Origin of the sequence: Microcoleus sp. S28C3, assembly GCF_036700785.1 — a bacterium.
GTDB lineage: Bacteria > Cyanobacteriota > Cyanobacteriia > Cyanobacteriales > Microcoleaceae > Microcoleus > Microcoleus asticus.
The window spans coordinates 1-14729 of sequence record NZ_JAUBPO010000137.1 but is presented as its reverse complement, the minus strand read 5'-3'; the positions used below and the strand labels follow the sequence as shown (position 1 = coordinate 14729).

The following is a 14729-nucleotide window of genomic DNA, read 5'->3' as shown; positions in this document are numbered from 1 at the left end:
TCGATCGGTAATGGTTTCATTACTGCTATTAATATACTATTTTTCAGTGTACTCTATTTACCTGCAATCTGCTGTATGTTTTCAGGCGACGCACCCTACGGTAGTTGTTAGATGAGCGCTATTTGTGAACCCTCAATCTTCCAAAATCTCAACTAAATCTTCCATAGTCACGTCGAAGGCGCGGGCGATTTTGTAGACAGCAGAAATATCGGCCGTGTTCAAAGCATCGCGCTGAACGTAGCTTCTAACAGTGTTGTAATTCACTCCCGATCGATCGGCAACTTGCTTTAGAGTCCAACCCTTTTGCTCAGCTAGTTCTCGAATCCGCAGTCTAACGTATCCCATGCTTTAGCTTGACATTGATGCGTATGCAACACACAATAGCTATGTACACTGAAAACGATCGCCCTCCTAGCCTGGAAAACTTAAGGGCGATCGCCTTTTCTATCACTCTCCGCAAACGCGGGGAAGGATTACCCTATGATACCAACATCAAAGCCCAAATTAAACACTCATCCCTGGTGTATCGTGCGGCAATTGCCAAATATGCAGCGATTGGTTGTGGCAAGGTTCCACCGCCGAGGCGATGCAGAGGGATATCTCCAGATTTTACGGCGGTTGTTGCCGGGGGCTAAACACGCCATCGTATTTGATACGACTGGGGCCGAGAAATTGCCAGAAGTTCGATCGGCTCAATGAGAGCAAATGTTGTAATTGATGAGAGCGAGATCCTTTTTTGTTTTAACTAGAAAAACGATTAATAGAAAAGGGAACTCGTCCTTTCCTGACAAAAAGGAAGTAAGTCGCTCTAATTAAACGTCAAACGTTTTTCTGTTAGATACCCGACTTCTTTAAAAAGTCGGGTATTTGAATATTCTATTTTTTTAGGTGGGGTTTTAGCTTTAAATGCTTAAGAATCCCCATGCAGCTAACAACTAGCCATTAGCAACTAACAACATAAGCTTTTTTTATATTGACGGCGCACAAGTTATTAACTATAATTACCAGACCAAAAATAACAAAAATCTTACGCCTAACAGTTTTTCTCAAATAACCGTTAAACTATTCTAACGTTTGCGCGTACCCAACGTCGCAAGCCAAACCTATATCTGTTAAGGATTCGTCCTGATTCACAGGAGCAAGATTTTAAAATATGCATCTGAGCGAACTGACTCACCCAAACCAATTACACGGTCTCTCGATTCATCAACTCGAACAAATTGCCCGACAAATTCGAGAAAAGCATTTAGAAACTGTAGCAGCCAGCGGCGGGCACCTCGGCCCCGGATTGGGTGTAGTGGAACTGACCTTAGCACTCTACCAAACACTTGACCTCGATCGCGACAAAGTTACTTGGGATGTCGGCCACCAAGCTTATCCTCACAAATTGATAACCGGCCGCTACAACCAATTCCACACCCTGCGCCAAAAAGACGGCGTTGCAGGCTATCTCAAGCGCTGCGAGAGCAAATTTGACCATTTTGGTGCTGGCCACGCTTCCACGAGCATCTCAGCAGCTTTAGGGATGGCGATGGCGCGCGACCTTAAGGGCGAAAACTTTAAGACTGTAGCAGTCATCGGCGACGGTGCATTGACTGGCGGCATGGCACTCGAAGCGATCAACCACGCGGGCCATATGCCGAAAACCAATCTGATGGTAGTGCTCAACGACAACGAGATGTCAATCTCGCCCAATGTCGGCGCGATTACCCGCTATTTGAACAAGATGCGACTCTCGCAGCCGGTGCAATTTCTCAAAGATAACTTAGAGGAACAATTCAAACATATTCCCTTTGTCGGCGAAACTTTTACCCCAGAAATGGAACGCCTCAAAGAAGGGATGAAACGCTTGGCAGTCTCGAAAGTTGGAGCCGTAATTGAAGAATTGGGCTTTACTTACATGGGCCCGGTAGACGGACACAATTTGGAAGAGTTAATTGCCACTTTCAAACAAGGTCATACCATCCAAGGCCCGGTGCTAGTTCACGTTGTGACTGTCAAGGGCAAAGGATATGCGATCGCCGAAAAAGACCAAGTAGGATATCACGCCCAAAATCCCTTTAACTTAGCCACCGGCAAAGGCATTCCCTCAACCAAACCCAAGCCTCCAGCTTACTCGAAAGTCTTTACCCACGCCCTAGTCAAGCTAGCAGAAAATAATCCAAAGATTGTCGGCATTACCGCTGCAATGGCAACCGGAACAGGTCTGGATAAACTTCAGGAAAAACTGCCGAAACAGTACATCGATGTCGGCATTGCCGAACAGCACGCCGTGACTTTATCGGCTGGTTTAGCCTGCGAAGGAATGCGCCCCGTTGTAGCAATTTACTCGACCTTTTTGCAGCGGGCATACGATCAAATAGTTCACGATGTCTGCATCCAAAATTTGCCCGTTTTCTTCTGTTTGGATCGAGCCGGCATTGTCGGTGCTGACGGCCCCACCCACCAAGGAATGTACGATATTTCCTACTTGCGCTGTCTGCCAAATATGACAATTATGGCACCCAAAGACGAGGCAGAATTGCAGCGGATGATAGTCACGGGAATCAACCACACAAGCGGCCCGATCGCCATGCGTTACCCGCGCGGCAACGGTTACGGCGTGCCTCTGATGGAAGAAGGTTGGGAAGAGTTGCCGATCGGCAAAGCCGAAATTCTCCGCAACGGCGATGATTTGCTGATATTGGGTTACGGTTCAATGGTTTATCCGGCGATGCAAACTGCCGAGATGCTGAGCGAGCACGGCATTGAAGCCACTGTAATCAATGCGCGTTTTGTCAAGCCTTTGGACACCGAATTAATCTTGCCTTTAGCACAGCGAATCGGGCGAGTTGTCACTTTAGAAGAAGGCTGTTTGATGGGTGGTTTTGGTTCAGCAGTAGCCGAATCTTTGCTCGACAATAATGTCCTCGTGTCGCTGATGCGGCTGGGCGTACCGGATACATTAGTAGATCATGCAACGCCAGAGCAATCATTTGCAAGTTTAGGGCTAACTCCACCGCAAATGGTCGATCGCATCTTAGCAACATTCAGCCGCAAACAGTCACCCGTTAGCGTGTAAATAGCTAAAATAGTAGGGTGCGCCTAGCGCACCTTACTCTTCGAGATTCGATCTATGACAGTGAAAGAGCAGCATGATTGAAGGAAGATTTGAGGATAAGGGAGAAAAAACAATGACTAACGTAAAACCAAATCGTACCGTGCGGCGGGGAAGACTGTTCCCAGAGATTCAGTGGTCAGAAGAAAAAAAAGCCCAATGGCGAGCCGAAAGAGAAACATTTTATCAGCGCTGCAAACCAATTTTCGATCGCCTTAAACCAGAATTAATCGACACTCACTACAACTGGTACATGGCCGTTGAACCCGACAGCGGGGAATATTTTATCGACAAAGATGATATGCAAGTTGCAAACATAGCCCATGAGAAATACCCGAAAGCTAAATTGCACGTTTTTCGGATCAATGAAACCGGAGTTTGTGGCACAATATGATTCAAGGAAGATTTGGTGATGAGGACGAGCTATTTTTTGAACTTGAACTGATTGCTGATAACGGCTTAGAATTACCTGTTGATGCTCTGCTTGATACAGGTTTTTATGGCTGGTTAGCAATGGACAGTCAGGATTTAGATGGACTTGATTGGACATATGTGAAACAAGAAAAAATGCGAACAGCTAAGGGAGAATTTGATTTTGAACTTTATGTAGGAAAAGTGCGTATTGAGTACCTAGAATTTGACATTCCCGTTCATGTGGGTGAGGGAGTACCGGAAATTTTAATCTGCCGCCAGTGGCTGAAAAATCGGCGGTTAGTAGTTGATATGTCTGCGGGTATTTTGACATTGGAAGCTAGTTAAAAGCAAGATGAATTTAAAAAGTTTTGACATAGTAATAGTAGGAGCAGGCCCAGCAGGCGGTCACTGCGCGAGAATCCTAGCCCAATCCGGCCACAAAGTCTTGCTGGCAGAGCAAAACGACAATTTTAATAAAAATGACTTTTCTAGCGCCGCTACACCTCTAGAAACCCTCTCTAAATTTGATTTACCTGAATCCGTTATCGGCAGTTTTTGGCACAAACTTACTATTGAAACTAGCAAAGTCAGTCAAAGTTGGGAGTCTCCCGAAAGCTTGGGAGTTGTTCTCAACTTTGCTAAATTTAGAGAATTTCTAGCCAGCGAAGTTGAGCGATTTGGCGGTGAAGTTTGGCTTGGTTATCGCTACACCGGACATTCACAAGCCAAAGACGAAACAACAGTAGAATTTCAACAGTTATCCGACGGTCAACTTATCAAAGTTAGCACGAAAGTATTGGTTGATGCTACTGGCTTTGCTAGGGCGATTATGTACGAAAAAGAGAAGGATAAGCCTGATTTTTTGTCGGGAACCGGAATCGAATATTTAATTGAAGTAGAGCCAGAAGTTTACAATAAATACAGCGGTGATTTAATCTTTTTTTTGGGCGATAAATGGATGCCGAAGGGTTATTCCTGGATATTCCCAATGGAACAGAACAGGCTGAAAGTTGGTGCGGGTCGCATTTTTTTAGATCCGAAAACGGTTAGGCATTTGTCACCGCTGAAAAAATATATTGATTTACTGATTGATGAATATCTGAAGTCGAAAAATTATACAATTATTGACAAACACGGTTCGACGCTGAAGTACAGTCCTGGTTTGAAGGATATTTATTGCAAGCATAATAATATAATTGCGATCGGCGATACTGTCTCGACAGTAAATTTTTTAGGTGGGGAAGGGATTAGACACGGGATGGATGGTGCGGAAATAGCGGGGAAATATATTCAAAGGTATTTGGAGGGTAAAATCTCAGATTTTCGGGATTATGAGACGGAAATGCACCGCAAGTTTGATAAAAAATGGAATATTTCGGAAAGGTTGGCTGTGAGAAAATATATCGATGATGTTAATGATGAACTGACAGATAAAATGATTTCTTATTTAAAGTATATGAAAACAGAAGATGTTATGGATATTTTATTTTATTATAAGTTTGAGAAGATTTCCAGAGGGTTAGGCGGTTATTTGCAGCGGAAAATTAAGGGATTGATTAAGCGATTTCACTTGTAAGGTGCGCCAGTTGAGAAATTTTTAGTTGAGGCAAAAATCTCGCTGGCTGACGCACCCTACAAACCTAATTGCCATAAAAAATTTTCTGCTGTAACTTGAATGCGCGGCAGCGACAGTAAATCATCGTCAAAACTGCTAAAATTTGACCTATATGATACACCAAAAGTATACCCAGTCGCTCCAATTAAATGCGCTACAATTGGATCGACATCCCCGTAAGGATAGGCAAAACATTTAACAGATTTTTCTAATTCTCGTTCCAAGATAGCACGGGATTTCGCCCCCTCCCGCACAATTTCTGTCGGCGACAATGCAGTTAGAGGTTGATAAGTAGCAGACATAGAACCGAATTCAATCCCTGCATCCCGCAGTTGGCGAATTTCCTGCCATCCCATTAACTGCACTTCTTCAAATTCGGCTTTTTCCCAACTATTTGTCTTTCCTATCGACTCCGCTACCAGAAAAACAGTCGCTGTAAAATCAAAGCGTTTTAGCAGAGGCCAAGCATATTGGAAAAAGTCGAGATAGCCACCATCAAAAGTGAGCAATACAGCTTTACCGGGTAAAGGAGTTTTATCCAGTTTCGCACTTCGCCAATCTTCCCAACTCGCACTATAATAAGCACGATCTTTGAGATACTGCAATTGTTGTTCTAAAACCTGCGGAGTAACTGCGTCTAAACCGTCAGGAGAAATGCGACGGTAGGCGAGAATGGGCAGCCTTTGTGTAACGCTATGATTGTCAAAAACTTGAGGTTTCACCGAGGGAGAAACTTCCCCATACGGCGATTTTCGCCCAATAATTTCCGGTGCGTAAAATACTTGCTTTGGAAACTCGTTTTCTGAGGCAATTTCCATTGTTGTTTGCCCTGCAATTGCCGCCGCTGACGCGATTTCCCGCAGCGCCGCCGCTGGGAGTGCGGCCCGGCGGCTGACACTCGTCCCGATCGCACCCGATCGCCTGCCGAACATCACCGCATTTGGCGGGTAAATGCCCCCAGCACCCGGTGCATTCAACGAGTCGGGCAAATCAGACCTTTGTTTAGCACAAGAGGCTAAGCGCGATCGCAGCGATTGCTTGCCGTTGATGGGTTTTCCCAGCAAAGCTTCTCGCACCGTGGCGACGCACAACTCAAAACCGCTATTTCGAGTAATAGTCGATCGCAATTTTTGAGCAGAAACAAAATTATTTTCCACCGCCACACTGACAATACCGACAGCAACGCCGCCTACTTTCACCAGCACGTCAATTTCACAAAGCTCAACTTGTATATTAGCAAAATCCTCGCTAACTTCTAAGACAATCAAATCTTTTTCGAGGGTAATTGTTGCGACTTCCTCTGCTATTTCTGGCTTGTAGAAATCCTCCAAATGCCAATGCGGACGCCCCCATAATTCTTGCAAAAATAGCGTCCAGTGATTTTTATTGTGCAATGATCCCAGCAAACTTTCCCACAATCTATTGCCTTTTTCGCTGCGATTGCGTTGAAAGAAGCGATCGAGAATTGGCCAAGCAAACTGGGCTGAAACCGCATCAGCCAAAACCGAAGCCGCAACCATTCCATCGCAGACTGGCAATTCAACAATACCGAGCTTAGTTCCTTCTAGTTGGAGCGTACAGCACAGGCGATCGCATATTTGCGGAATATCGCAAATATCGGAAATTGGTTCGCTCACTTCTACCGTAACTTTCCAGGCAATTTCACCCTTGACTCGCTTAATCTTATCTAAAATATATTTAATTTCATTTTTCGTAAAGATTTTATGATATTTGTGATTTTTATTACTTTCAACCTCTCTCTCAATCCCTTGGTGCCAAGGTAGATTTAAACTGAGGTTAACGGCTTTTTCTTGATAAAGTTTCAGCATTTTTTCATCATAGGCAACGCCCATAAAATCACAAATATTTTTTATTTTTTTTACTTTATTATCTACAATTTCTTCATAGTTGACTAATATATGATTAGATTTTTTAGCATATTTGTGACTAATTAACATCGCCTCTTTCCAGCGAGTAATACAGTGGTTTAAATCCCAACCCGGCCCCCACAAATCATGAAAACTCCTAGTAGCCTCATGCAGAGAAGCTATTGTATCCATACTGTTTCTCAAAATATGTATAAATTTAGCATCCGGCAAAAAGCGCTGTATATCCTCAATAAAATATATGTGTTCCGGCGTTTTTTCCAACCAAATACTTTTGTTTTGTTCCGCAGCCAAACCATCCAAAACTCCGACAAACCAACTAACTTTAGTTGCCACAGTTTGACTATCATCAAAATCTTGCAAAAGTTCAGGGCGATTAATCTCATCCTTAAAAAAAGCTTCCATCCTACCTGGCAACTTTCCCGCAAACTTATTGTACAGTAAATAGTGAAAAAATTTAGATTCAGGAAAAGAAATAACTTCAGGATGAGCGGCTAATAAACTTTGAAGCATGGTTGTGCCGCTTCTCGGACAGCCTAGTAAAAATATCCGTTTCATTTTTATAGCTGATAAATGGTTTGTAAATTAGATTTTTTTTGATTAAAAGCAGAGAGCGCTAACTGCACAGATGAAGAGAGGAAACCGCTATGATTCATGTATCATTTATTAGAAATCATTGGTAAATCTCTGTCTTTTTTGTTCCTATATGGGCAAAAACTTTTTTCCTAACTCCAATTAAAGTTTTCTTTCAACAAATCCGAAAGTTCTTGATTGTAAGGTTTGAAATAATTTATCAATTTTTGTTCGATTTCGGGCGGCATTTGGCTGTAGCGATCTATATGATTTATTTGATATTCTTTAATTGCACTCGCACTAATATCCAAAAAACTCAATACTTCCGAAAATACTTTGTCGGTATTTGCGTAAAAATCTTCTGTCTTGAGAATTAGCAACTGTTCCCTCGGAAAATAGTCGAGCCAATTTTTGATTTGTTCTACATAAATTCCCCGCGACAAATAGGAAGAATGCTGGTGATTAAAACTGTAATAATCTTCATCAGCTTGGATTTTTTCAATCTCACCTTTGAGTCTATCAGGTTCAGAAGCGATCGCCTTTTCAAAATCCAACTTTTCGCAGCCACTCGCCACTTCTAAATGATAGTGCATCCATGCTCGTTTGACTGGGTTTTGCAGCATCACAATCAGTTTAACATCCGGGAAACACTTGTAAACTCGCTCCGCCACCAAAGGATGATAAATATAGTAAGGAGTCATCTCCCACAGCAGCACCTTCTCACCCGCGACACTCCGCGTCAACTGCTTGCTGTACCACTCAACACCACGCTCAAAATTCAAATCAAAAAAGTGAATGTCCCGGGAACCTTCTTTAATAATTTGCAAATGATTTTCGAGATTGCTGTATAGATATTCCGTGCCGCAGTTTTGAGCACCAACAATTAAAAAGTCAGGTTTTTGCTTATTTTCCAACTGAGTCGAAATCTTGGCGTAGCCGGGATTATTCTTATCCAAATCGTAAGTAAGAGAGGCTAGTTCAGGTAAATCCCGAAGCGGCATTTTGCCCTCAAATTCCCAACGGTACGGCGGACAAAGAATCGTTTTTTGGTTGACAGTCGATCGCACGTACAGCGGATAAACCTGCCAATGATAATCGTAGGCGTAAGCCAAAGTTTCCTCGTAAACCCCAGCATTCACGTAATACTGACCGTTTCCTAAATCCAGCCTGTCGATTTGCAGCCGGATTTTGCCTTTCCCTTTCACCAGCGGCAGCAGTCTGCCCATTTGATTAGTATTAGTCTCAAAACAGCTTTGACCATCTTCCCTGCTGATTGTCACGGCAAAAATAGCAGCAGAAATTTCCTGCGACACCGAATAATGAATTTCTATGCTAATAGCATCACCGCTATCTATTTCCGTATTTGGCGACACTTTGACATCGGTAATTTCTACTTCCATAGAACCGAAGCGATTCTGATTACCTCGCTGTGACGAGCCGCTACTTGTAGCTTCAGCAGCACGCAGCGGAGTGCGATTTGATGTGGACGATCGCATTTCTGACAAATACTGACCGACTACGACTTCTGGTTCGCCATAAGCCACGATTTCACCTGATTTTAGCCACAAAGCCCGATCGCACATTTTCTGAATTTGCGACGCGGTGTGAGAAATCAAAACAATCGCACATCCTTGATTCTTAAACTCAGTTATCTTATTCAAACATTTAGTTTGAAAAGCCACATCACCAACGGACAAATGTTCATCAACTAACAGCACTTCGGGATCGGTATGCACCGCCACCGAAAAAGCCAGCCGCATTTTCATCCCCGTACTGTAAGTCCGCGTCGGGCTGTCAATAAACTGTTTTAACTCTGCAAATTCCACAATATCGTCAAACCTGCGCGCCACTTCTCGGCGAGTCAAACCGGCCACCACCGCACCCACAAACACGTTTTCTCTGCCCGTTAGATCCGAGTGAAAACTCGCACCCAAATCCAACAAGCCGCCAATTCTGCCGTTAACTTTAATAGATCCTTCCTCAGCCCGGCAAATACCGCCGACAAGTTGCAGTAGCGTTGATTTCCCCGCGCCATTCTTGCCAAGAATTCCCAGCATTTCGCCAGGAGAAACAGTAAAATTTATATTCCGCAGCGCCCAAAAACTCGCCTCCGGCTTCAGCTTCCACCAACCGGACAAAGCGGCTTCCATAATCGTATAAGGTTTCGCAGTAGAGTAGCGGTTAAAACGCTTACCCAAACCTTTGACAATAATTGCTTCACGCATTTACACTTCCTCCACAAAATGAGCGCTTTGCCGTCTAAAAATTCCCAGTCCGATGGGTAAAAGAGCCGCCACAGCCAAGCTCAAAATTAACAGAGCCGACCAATCCGGCTGCATACCTTTAAGAAGTATGGCGCGGTAAGCTTCAATCAGGGGCACCATTGGATTTAAGTAATAAAAAATCTTAAATTTTTCCGGGACGCTGCTGATGTCGTAGAAAATCGGAGTCAGGTAAAACAGCATCTGCAAAACTACTCCCAAAGTGTGCTGAGTGTCGCGGAAAGTGACATTCAAAGCGGCAAGGGGATAAGCAAAACTAACTGTCAGGACAAACTGAATAATCATCAGCAGCGGCAACAAAAATAGCACTGCATTCAGAGGAACGCCATCAATTGCCAGAAAGATAAGTAACACCGGCAATGCTAAGAAAAAGTGAATGAGCCCCGTCGTCGTCGCGACTACCGGCAAAATTGCCGGGGGGAAATTTGGCTGCCTGATTAGTGGCTTATGATTGGTAATTAATGCCGTTGATTTAAATAATACCGTTTGAGACCAATTCCAGATTAACAAGCCGCTGAAAGCAAAGGAAGAAAATTTTGGAATATTAAGGGGTACGACAGAGCGAAACAAAAAGGAAAATACAGCCAACTGTAACAGCGGACTGATTAAAGTCCAAGCAATCCCCAAGGTCGATCGCTTGTAAAGTAATTTCATATCGCGATCGACCAACACCCGCAGTAAATCGAACCAATGAGCAATTTTGCGCCGATAAACCAGCGTTCCCGCATTTCTCACCGCACACCTCCAGCACATAGCAGCGGTTCCACCCCAAGAACAGCAGCCAAACACTGGGCTTGCAAGTGCGCTTCCCTGTAAGCAAAAGGACTTTGCAGAACTCCCAGCAACTCGCTCACTACCAATTTGCAGGTCAACCGGCCAGGAATCATCAAACGACGCAATAGCATCCTGTTCAGCCAGTGAGAGCAAACAAAATTCCAAATTTCCAGCCGCGGCACAGTGCGGTTGCGCGTGCAGATGACAACGCTCTTTGACGGCAGGTGGCGATGGGAAGCTGCTGCTGGTTCCTGGCCGAAGAACTCTACCAAAGTCGATCGCACGAACTCTTTGCCTAACTTATCCACAATTGTTTGTCGCACTCGATCGGTCGCAATTGTTTGTTCCCAGGGATTGTTACTAACATAAGCCCAGTCCAGAGGTCGTCCCCGGTAGCGAACTAAAATGCGAAATCCTTCATATTTTCCAAGTTTTTGAATGGGATTAATCTGTTCTGCCAACTCAATTTCCATCACTTTTATTGCCATAAGTTGCTCCTAAAAATAGTGCAGCGGGAACTAGAGAGAAAAGTTCTCAGTTTTGAGTTGGGAGTTTTGAGTTGCAATTTCCCAATTTTCCAATTTCCCAACTTTTGAGGTTGGAGTTTTGAGTTTAAAGTCCTCGACATACTTATTAATTACTAATTCGTACATTTTCAAAGCAACTAAAGGCTTTTCTCCGATCGTTTCAGCCTTGCAGGGCATACCGTTAACCCCGATCGCCCGAGCTAGGGGTTCGGCAAAGCGAAGCGCCAGAATCGATCGCAAGTGAGCGCCCCGCAGCGGTTCCGCGCCCGCTTGCGGAAAAATGTGGCCTACTTTCTGTTGACCGTAATACAGGTAAACCCCAGCCGGTCGTTCCGCGTCCAGCAGGCTTTCTGCCGCTTCCCAACCTTGCTCCAAATCGATGTTAATTTCATGTCCGCCCAAATCGCCGCGGGCCGGGGTTCCTTCCATATAACTAGAAATTGCCGATCTACTTTTCAACTCATCTATAACACCCCGCAAATACCAATAACCGCGCAATTTTGCCCGCAACCACCGCCAAGTTCCCCGCATCCGCAAGCTTTCGAGTAAATCAAGGGATTTCCTCAGTCCCAGAACCAGCCAATCCACAGCAGCCGGGCAGAAAAACGTGACAGCTACCAGAATTTTATCTACCAGCGAGCAAGCAGTTTCGTAGGCTGCTATCGGCAGTGTCGGTTTAAGTTCCGGGTGTCGGTGGCCGATCAAAACATCCGATCGCCCTTCCTGACGAAATCGGCGGAAAGAGCGATCGATATTGTTGGTTTCGTGTTCGTAATGATAGCCCACTGCTTCAGCAGCCACAACAACAGGTACATCAGCTTTCAGCAAACGCACCCCAAACTCGTAATCTTCCCCGCCGCAGTTCCCGAAAGCCGAATCAAAGCCATCGAGACGAGCAAACAGTTCTGCATCCAAAGAAAGGTTGCCGCTGAGCAAATCTTTATAAGTAAATCGGTGACCGGGCTGGCTCATCTGATAAAACTTGTCTTCCCACCACGATCGCACTTCCACGTCAAAAAGTCTAGTTCCTCCGTGCAACTTAGGCGGATATGGGCCCATGACAGCCGCTCCCGGACGCTCTCGGTGAGCGCGCGCGTGGCTTTCCACCAAAGGCGGCAGGGCTTCGATATCGTCGTCGAGAAACAGCAGCAATTGCCCCGTAGCCGAAGCGGCTCCGGTATTGCGGGCGATGGCAGCACTCCGGCAATTTACCTCGAGCGCGTGCAGTTTAAACGGAGCTTTGTAGTCTTGTAGCATTGCCAAAGTATCGTCAATGCAGCTATCTGCCACTACAATAACTTCGATCAGCTCGATCGGATAAGTCTGCGAGTGCAAAGCATCCAAAGCCCGCCGCAGCGAAGAACTTCGATTGTGAGTGGGAATAATTACGCTAACAGTCAAATTTTCCATATTTACATTACCAAAATTAACTTCATCTACATTTCATCTGCTTTCATCTGCGGTTAAAAATAATCTAAAACTCCCTATTCATTGCTCCCCTTAATTTGTTGCAACCACTTCCGAGAAGCAAAATAAGCCATCGGCCCACTGACACAGCCCCGCAGTTGAGCCAACAGCAAATCGCTCGGAATCGACTCGGGTTGCTTTCGCAAAGAAGCAAATAATTCAGGAATTTGCTTGGAATGCAACCATCCCCAAGCTAACCGCAGCACACTGAATTCTCTGTTGATTACAAACATCCGCGTCCAGAAAGCATAGACTCCGATGCCGTAGCCTTGGAGCGTTTTTTGCAATTCTTCCCAGGTGCGCCGATGGCGGTGCCAGCTCAAGGCTCTCGGCTCGTAGACGATGCAGTAACCCGCGCGCAAAATGCGCGCAAAGAGTTCACAGTCTTCCCCTCCGACAGTGGGCGTTCCCGCCCCTAAAGCCTCGTCAAACAAGCCGATACAGTCGATCGAACTTTTCCGCAAAGCCATACTCGCCGAAACCCCCACAGGAGCGACAACCAGCGGGTTGCAGTGCGCCCCGTCAAAAATTCGGCGCTCGAAGCCCCGCCCGTGGGGGCTATAGCGCTCGAACCATTCTTGCGCTTCGGTTTCTAGTTCCAAGGGCATCAGCAGCCCCGTGACGCACATCACTCGCGGATCGCTAAAATTCCACAAGAGCGATCGCAGCCAGTTGGGATCGGGGGCCGCGTCGTCATCTGTAAAGGCTACGAATTCGTGTTTAGCTTCGCATAAAGCTCGGTTGCGGGCAGCGCTGGAACCCGGTACGTCTTCGCGAACATAGCGGACTTTTGGGTAATTTTTGACCAGTTCCTCGGTAGCGTCCGTAGCGGGACAATTGTCAATTACTAAGTATTCCTGACCGTCGTCTGGGAGCTGCATAAACGCTTCAAGAGTGCGCCGCAAATCTTCCGGGCGATCGCGCGTGCAAACCGCTACTGTGGCGATCGGCATTGCCTGCTGGGGCCCGCGTTCGTCCCATGCGAGGGAATCGTAGAGCCAATTTTTCCAAAGATTCTCCCCCGCAGCATTCATCAGTGTTTCCTGCAATTGAGATCCCTCAATGCTACCTCTGACTACCGAAAGTAGAGCTTGGCCGATCGGTTTTCCGTGCAGTCGAATTAAAACCAAGGCTTTGCTGTAACGCTCCTCAACCGTAATTTCGGGCGGAAGTTTGGAGATTTCCAGGTCAAGAATAGCTGTTGCCATGAGTTATGCCATCTTAAGATTGTAGATTTTAGATTCTAAATTTTAGATTGTGAAAAACTCATAAATAATCCGTATTTTCCCGGATGTTTTTTAACCAAAATAGTTTTAGAGGATAGCAATTTATTAATGCTATACTTGTCGCTCCTGGCTGGCGAATCAAACATAAAGCCTCATTTTTGTTATTGCTGTTATTCATATTTTAACTTTCGATGACCTGCTGATGTCAAGTTTTTTTCGTACATTATATTTGCCGTCAAAAACGAGCGCTCGTTGAGGCTTGTGTCAATTGCAGGTGCTATTGGCAGCCGTTGCGCTAGCAAGCCTCGCCATTAATGCCACATCTAAAAACCAGATTTTTTGAGAAAACCGGGTTTGTGGGATCGCTCCTCATTTCAGCTTTAATTGCGATCGGGTACTATTCTCGACAACATACCAAACAATTAAAAACTCTGGCAATTCCAACTTTCGCGAGTAGTAGTTTTCTAGCAATCCCAAGTCTGTGGCGATAATATAGAGGCAGCAAATAAAATACTAATTTTTGGGAATAAATCCCCATGCCAAGTAGAACAGCACAAAAAACAATAATATTTTCTAGGGTCTTGTAGATACTGTTTTGACCAGTCAAGCGGTAGCGATCGCATAATTGGGGTCGAAAGGCTTTTGGGATTTTAAAATCCCAAAAGCCAAATGCACCAACTTCCGATGTCATTGCACCAATCACCTGCATTTTGACCTTTCCACAACCCAATAATCGCACAGCGAGTTGCTTTGAGTAACGGGTTGCAGGGCATCGCCACCCAGCCAGCAAATAAGCTGTTGTGCCTTTAAATAGGGTATAATAAAAAATGAGTTTAGTCAATCTCTACAAAAATGCCAGCTAAAAACC

General features: G+C 45.1%; 12 protein-coding genes. 5 read left to right on the top strand and 7 right to left on the bottom strand.

Annotation, left to right across the window (positions count from 1 at the left end):
• Positions 1 to 132: 132 nt before the first annotated feature.
• A complete protein-coding gene (locus QUA13_RS28495) occupies positions 133 to 345 on the bottom strand; it encodes a helix-turn-helix domain-containing protein (RefSeq protein WP_293180980.1) in 213 nt (70 codons plus the stop codon).
• Positions 346 to 480: 135 nt separating this feature from the next.
• On the opposite strand from QUA13_RS28495, the gene QUA13_RS28490 reads away from it, so the two are divergent.
• The 5 genes from QUA13_RS28490 to QUA13_RS28470 all read left to right on the top strand — a co-directional run bounded on the left by QUA13_RS28490 (position 481) and on the right by QUA13_RS28470 (position 5087).
• Positions 481 to 699 (top strand): hypothetical protein, encoded by a 219-nt coding sequence (locus QUA13_RS28490; RefSeq protein WP_333203956.1) that lies wholly within the window; start codon positions 481 to 483, stop codon positions 697 to 699.
• A gap of 454 nt (positions 700 to 1153) precedes the next feature.
• Positions 1154 to 3061 (top strand): 1-deoxy-D-xylulose-5-phosphate synthase, encoded by a 1908-nt coding sequence (gene dxs / locus QUA13_RS28485; protein ID WP_333203954.1) that lies wholly within the window; start codon positions 1154 to 1156, stop codon positions 3059 to 3061.
• Positions 3062 to 3173: 112 nt separating this feature from the next.
• Positions 3174 to 3491: a hypothetical protein gene (locus tag QUA13_RS28480; RefSeq protein WP_172185130.1), complete on the top strand. Its 318-nt coding sequence runs from the start codon at positions 3174 to 3176 to the stop codon at positions 3489 to 3491.
• Positions 3488 to 3856, top strand: a complete 369-nt coding sequence (locus QUA13_RS28475) for an aspartyl protease (RefSeq protein ID WP_333203952.1) — start codon at positions 3488 to 3490, stop codon at positions 3854 to 3856. The genes QUA13_RS28480 and QUA13_RS28475 overlap by 4 nt, the downstream gene beginning before the upstream one ends.
• Positions 3857 to 3863: 7 nt before the next feature.
• Positions 3864 to 5087: an NAD(P)/FAD-dependent oxidoreductase gene (locus tag QUA13_RS28470; protein WP_333203950.1), complete on the top strand. Its 1224-nt coding sequence runs from the start codon at positions 3864 to 3866 to the stop codon at positions 5085 to 5087.
• Positions 5088 to 5143: 56 nt separating this feature from the next.
• Here QUA13_RS28470 and QUA13_RS28465 read toward each other — a convergent pair whose 3' ends face one another.
• From QUA13_RS28465 to QUA13_RS28440, 6 genes are all read right to left on the bottom strand, one after another.
• Positions 5144 to 7570, bottom strand: coding sequence for a sulfotransferase (locus tag QUA13_RS28465; protein WP_333203948.1), 2427 nt, complete (start codon positions 7568 to 7570; stop codon positions 5144 to 5146).
• 167 nt (positions 7571 to 7737) lie between these two features.
• On the bottom strand, positions 7738 to 9810 hold the full coding sequence (locus QUA13_RS28460) for a Wzt carbohydrate-binding domain-containing protein (RefSeq protein WP_333203946.1): 2073 nt from the start codon (positions 9808 to 9810) through the stop codon (positions 7738 to 7740).
• A complete protein-coding gene (locus tag QUA13_RS28455; RefSeq protein ID WP_333203943.1) occupies positions 9811 to 10620 on the bottom strand; it encodes an ABC transporter permease in 810 nt (269 codons plus the stop codon).
• Positions 10599 to 11129 carry a hypothetical protein gene (locus QUA13_RS28450; RefSeq protein ID WP_333203941.1) on the bottom strand — a complete coding sequence of 177 codons (531 nt, stop codon included), beginning with the start codon at positions 11127 to 11129 and terminating at the stop codon, positions 10599 to 10601. Before QUA13_RS28450 ends, QUA13_RS28455 begins: the two co-directional genes overlap by 22 nt.
• A 30-nt stretch (positions 11130 to 11159) precedes the next feature.
• Positions 11160 to 12578 (bottom strand): glycosyltransferase family 2 protein, encoded by a 1419-nt coding sequence (locus QUA13_RS28445; protein ID WP_333203939.1) that lies wholly within the window; start codon positions 12576 to 12578, stop codon positions 11160 to 11162.
• Between the two features lie 74 nt (positions 12579 to 12652).
• Positions 12653 to 13843: a glycosyltransferase gene (locus tag QUA13_RS28440; protein ID WP_333203937.1), complete on the bottom strand. Its 1191-nt coding sequence runs from the start codon at positions 13841 to 13843 to the stop codon at positions 12653 to 12655.
• Positions 13844 to 14729: the final 886 nt, after the last annotated feature.

What these genes read in the sequence shown, in the direction of transcription:
- QUA13_RS28455 (WP_333203943.1), bottom strand. Translation starts at nt 10,620, where the DNA reads ATGTGCTGGAGGTGTGCGGTGAGAAATGCGGGAACGCTGGTTTATCGG.
- QUA13_RS28475 (WP_333203952.1), top strand. Translation starts at nt 3,488, where the DNA reads ATGATTCAAGGAAGATTTGGTGATGAGGACGAGCTATTTTTTGAACTT.
- QUA13_RS28460 (WP_333203946.1), bottom strand. Translation starts at nt 9,810, where the DNA reads ATGCGTGAAGCAATTATTGTCAAAGGTTTGGGTAAGCGTTTTAACCGC.
- dxs (WP_333203954.1), top strand. Translation starts at nt 1,154, where the DNA reads ATGCATCTGAGCGAACTGACTCACCCAAACCAATTACACGGTCTCTCG.
- QUA13_RS28450 (WP_333203941.1), bottom strand. Translation starts at nt 11,129, where the DNA reads ATGGCAATAAAAGTGATGGAAATTGAGTTGGCAGAACAGATTAATCCC.
- QUA13_RS28465 (WP_333203948.1), bottom strand. Translation starts at nt 7,570, where the DNA reads ATGAAACGGATATTTTTACTAGGCTGTCCGAGAAGCGGCACAACCATG.
- QUA13_RS28480 (WP_172185130.1), top strand. Translation starts at nt 3,174, where the DNA reads ATGACTAACGTAAAACCAAATCGTACCGTGCGGCGGGGAAGACTGTTC.
- QUA13_RS28470 (WP_333203950.1), top strand. Translation starts at nt 3,864, where the DNA reads ATGAATTTAAAAAGTTTTGACATAGTAATAGTAGGAGCAGGCCCAGCA.
- QUA13_RS28490 (WP_333203956.1), top strand. Translation starts at nt 481, where the DNA reads ATGATACCAACATCAAAGCCCAAATTAAACACTCATCCCTGGTGTATC.
- QUA13_RS28445 (WP_333203939.1), bottom strand. Translation starts at nt 12,578, where the DNA reads ATGGAAAATTTGACTGTTAGCGTAATTATTCCCACTCACAATCGAAGT.
- QUA13_RS28495 (WP_293180980.1), bottom strand. Translation starts at nt 345, where the DNA reads ATGGGATACGTTAGACTGCGGATTCGAGAACTAGCTGAGCAAAAGGGT.
- QUA13_RS28440 (WP_333203937.1), bottom strand. Translation starts at nt 13,843, where the DNA reads ATGGCAACAGCTATTCTTGACCTGGAAATCTCCAAACTTCCGCCCGAA.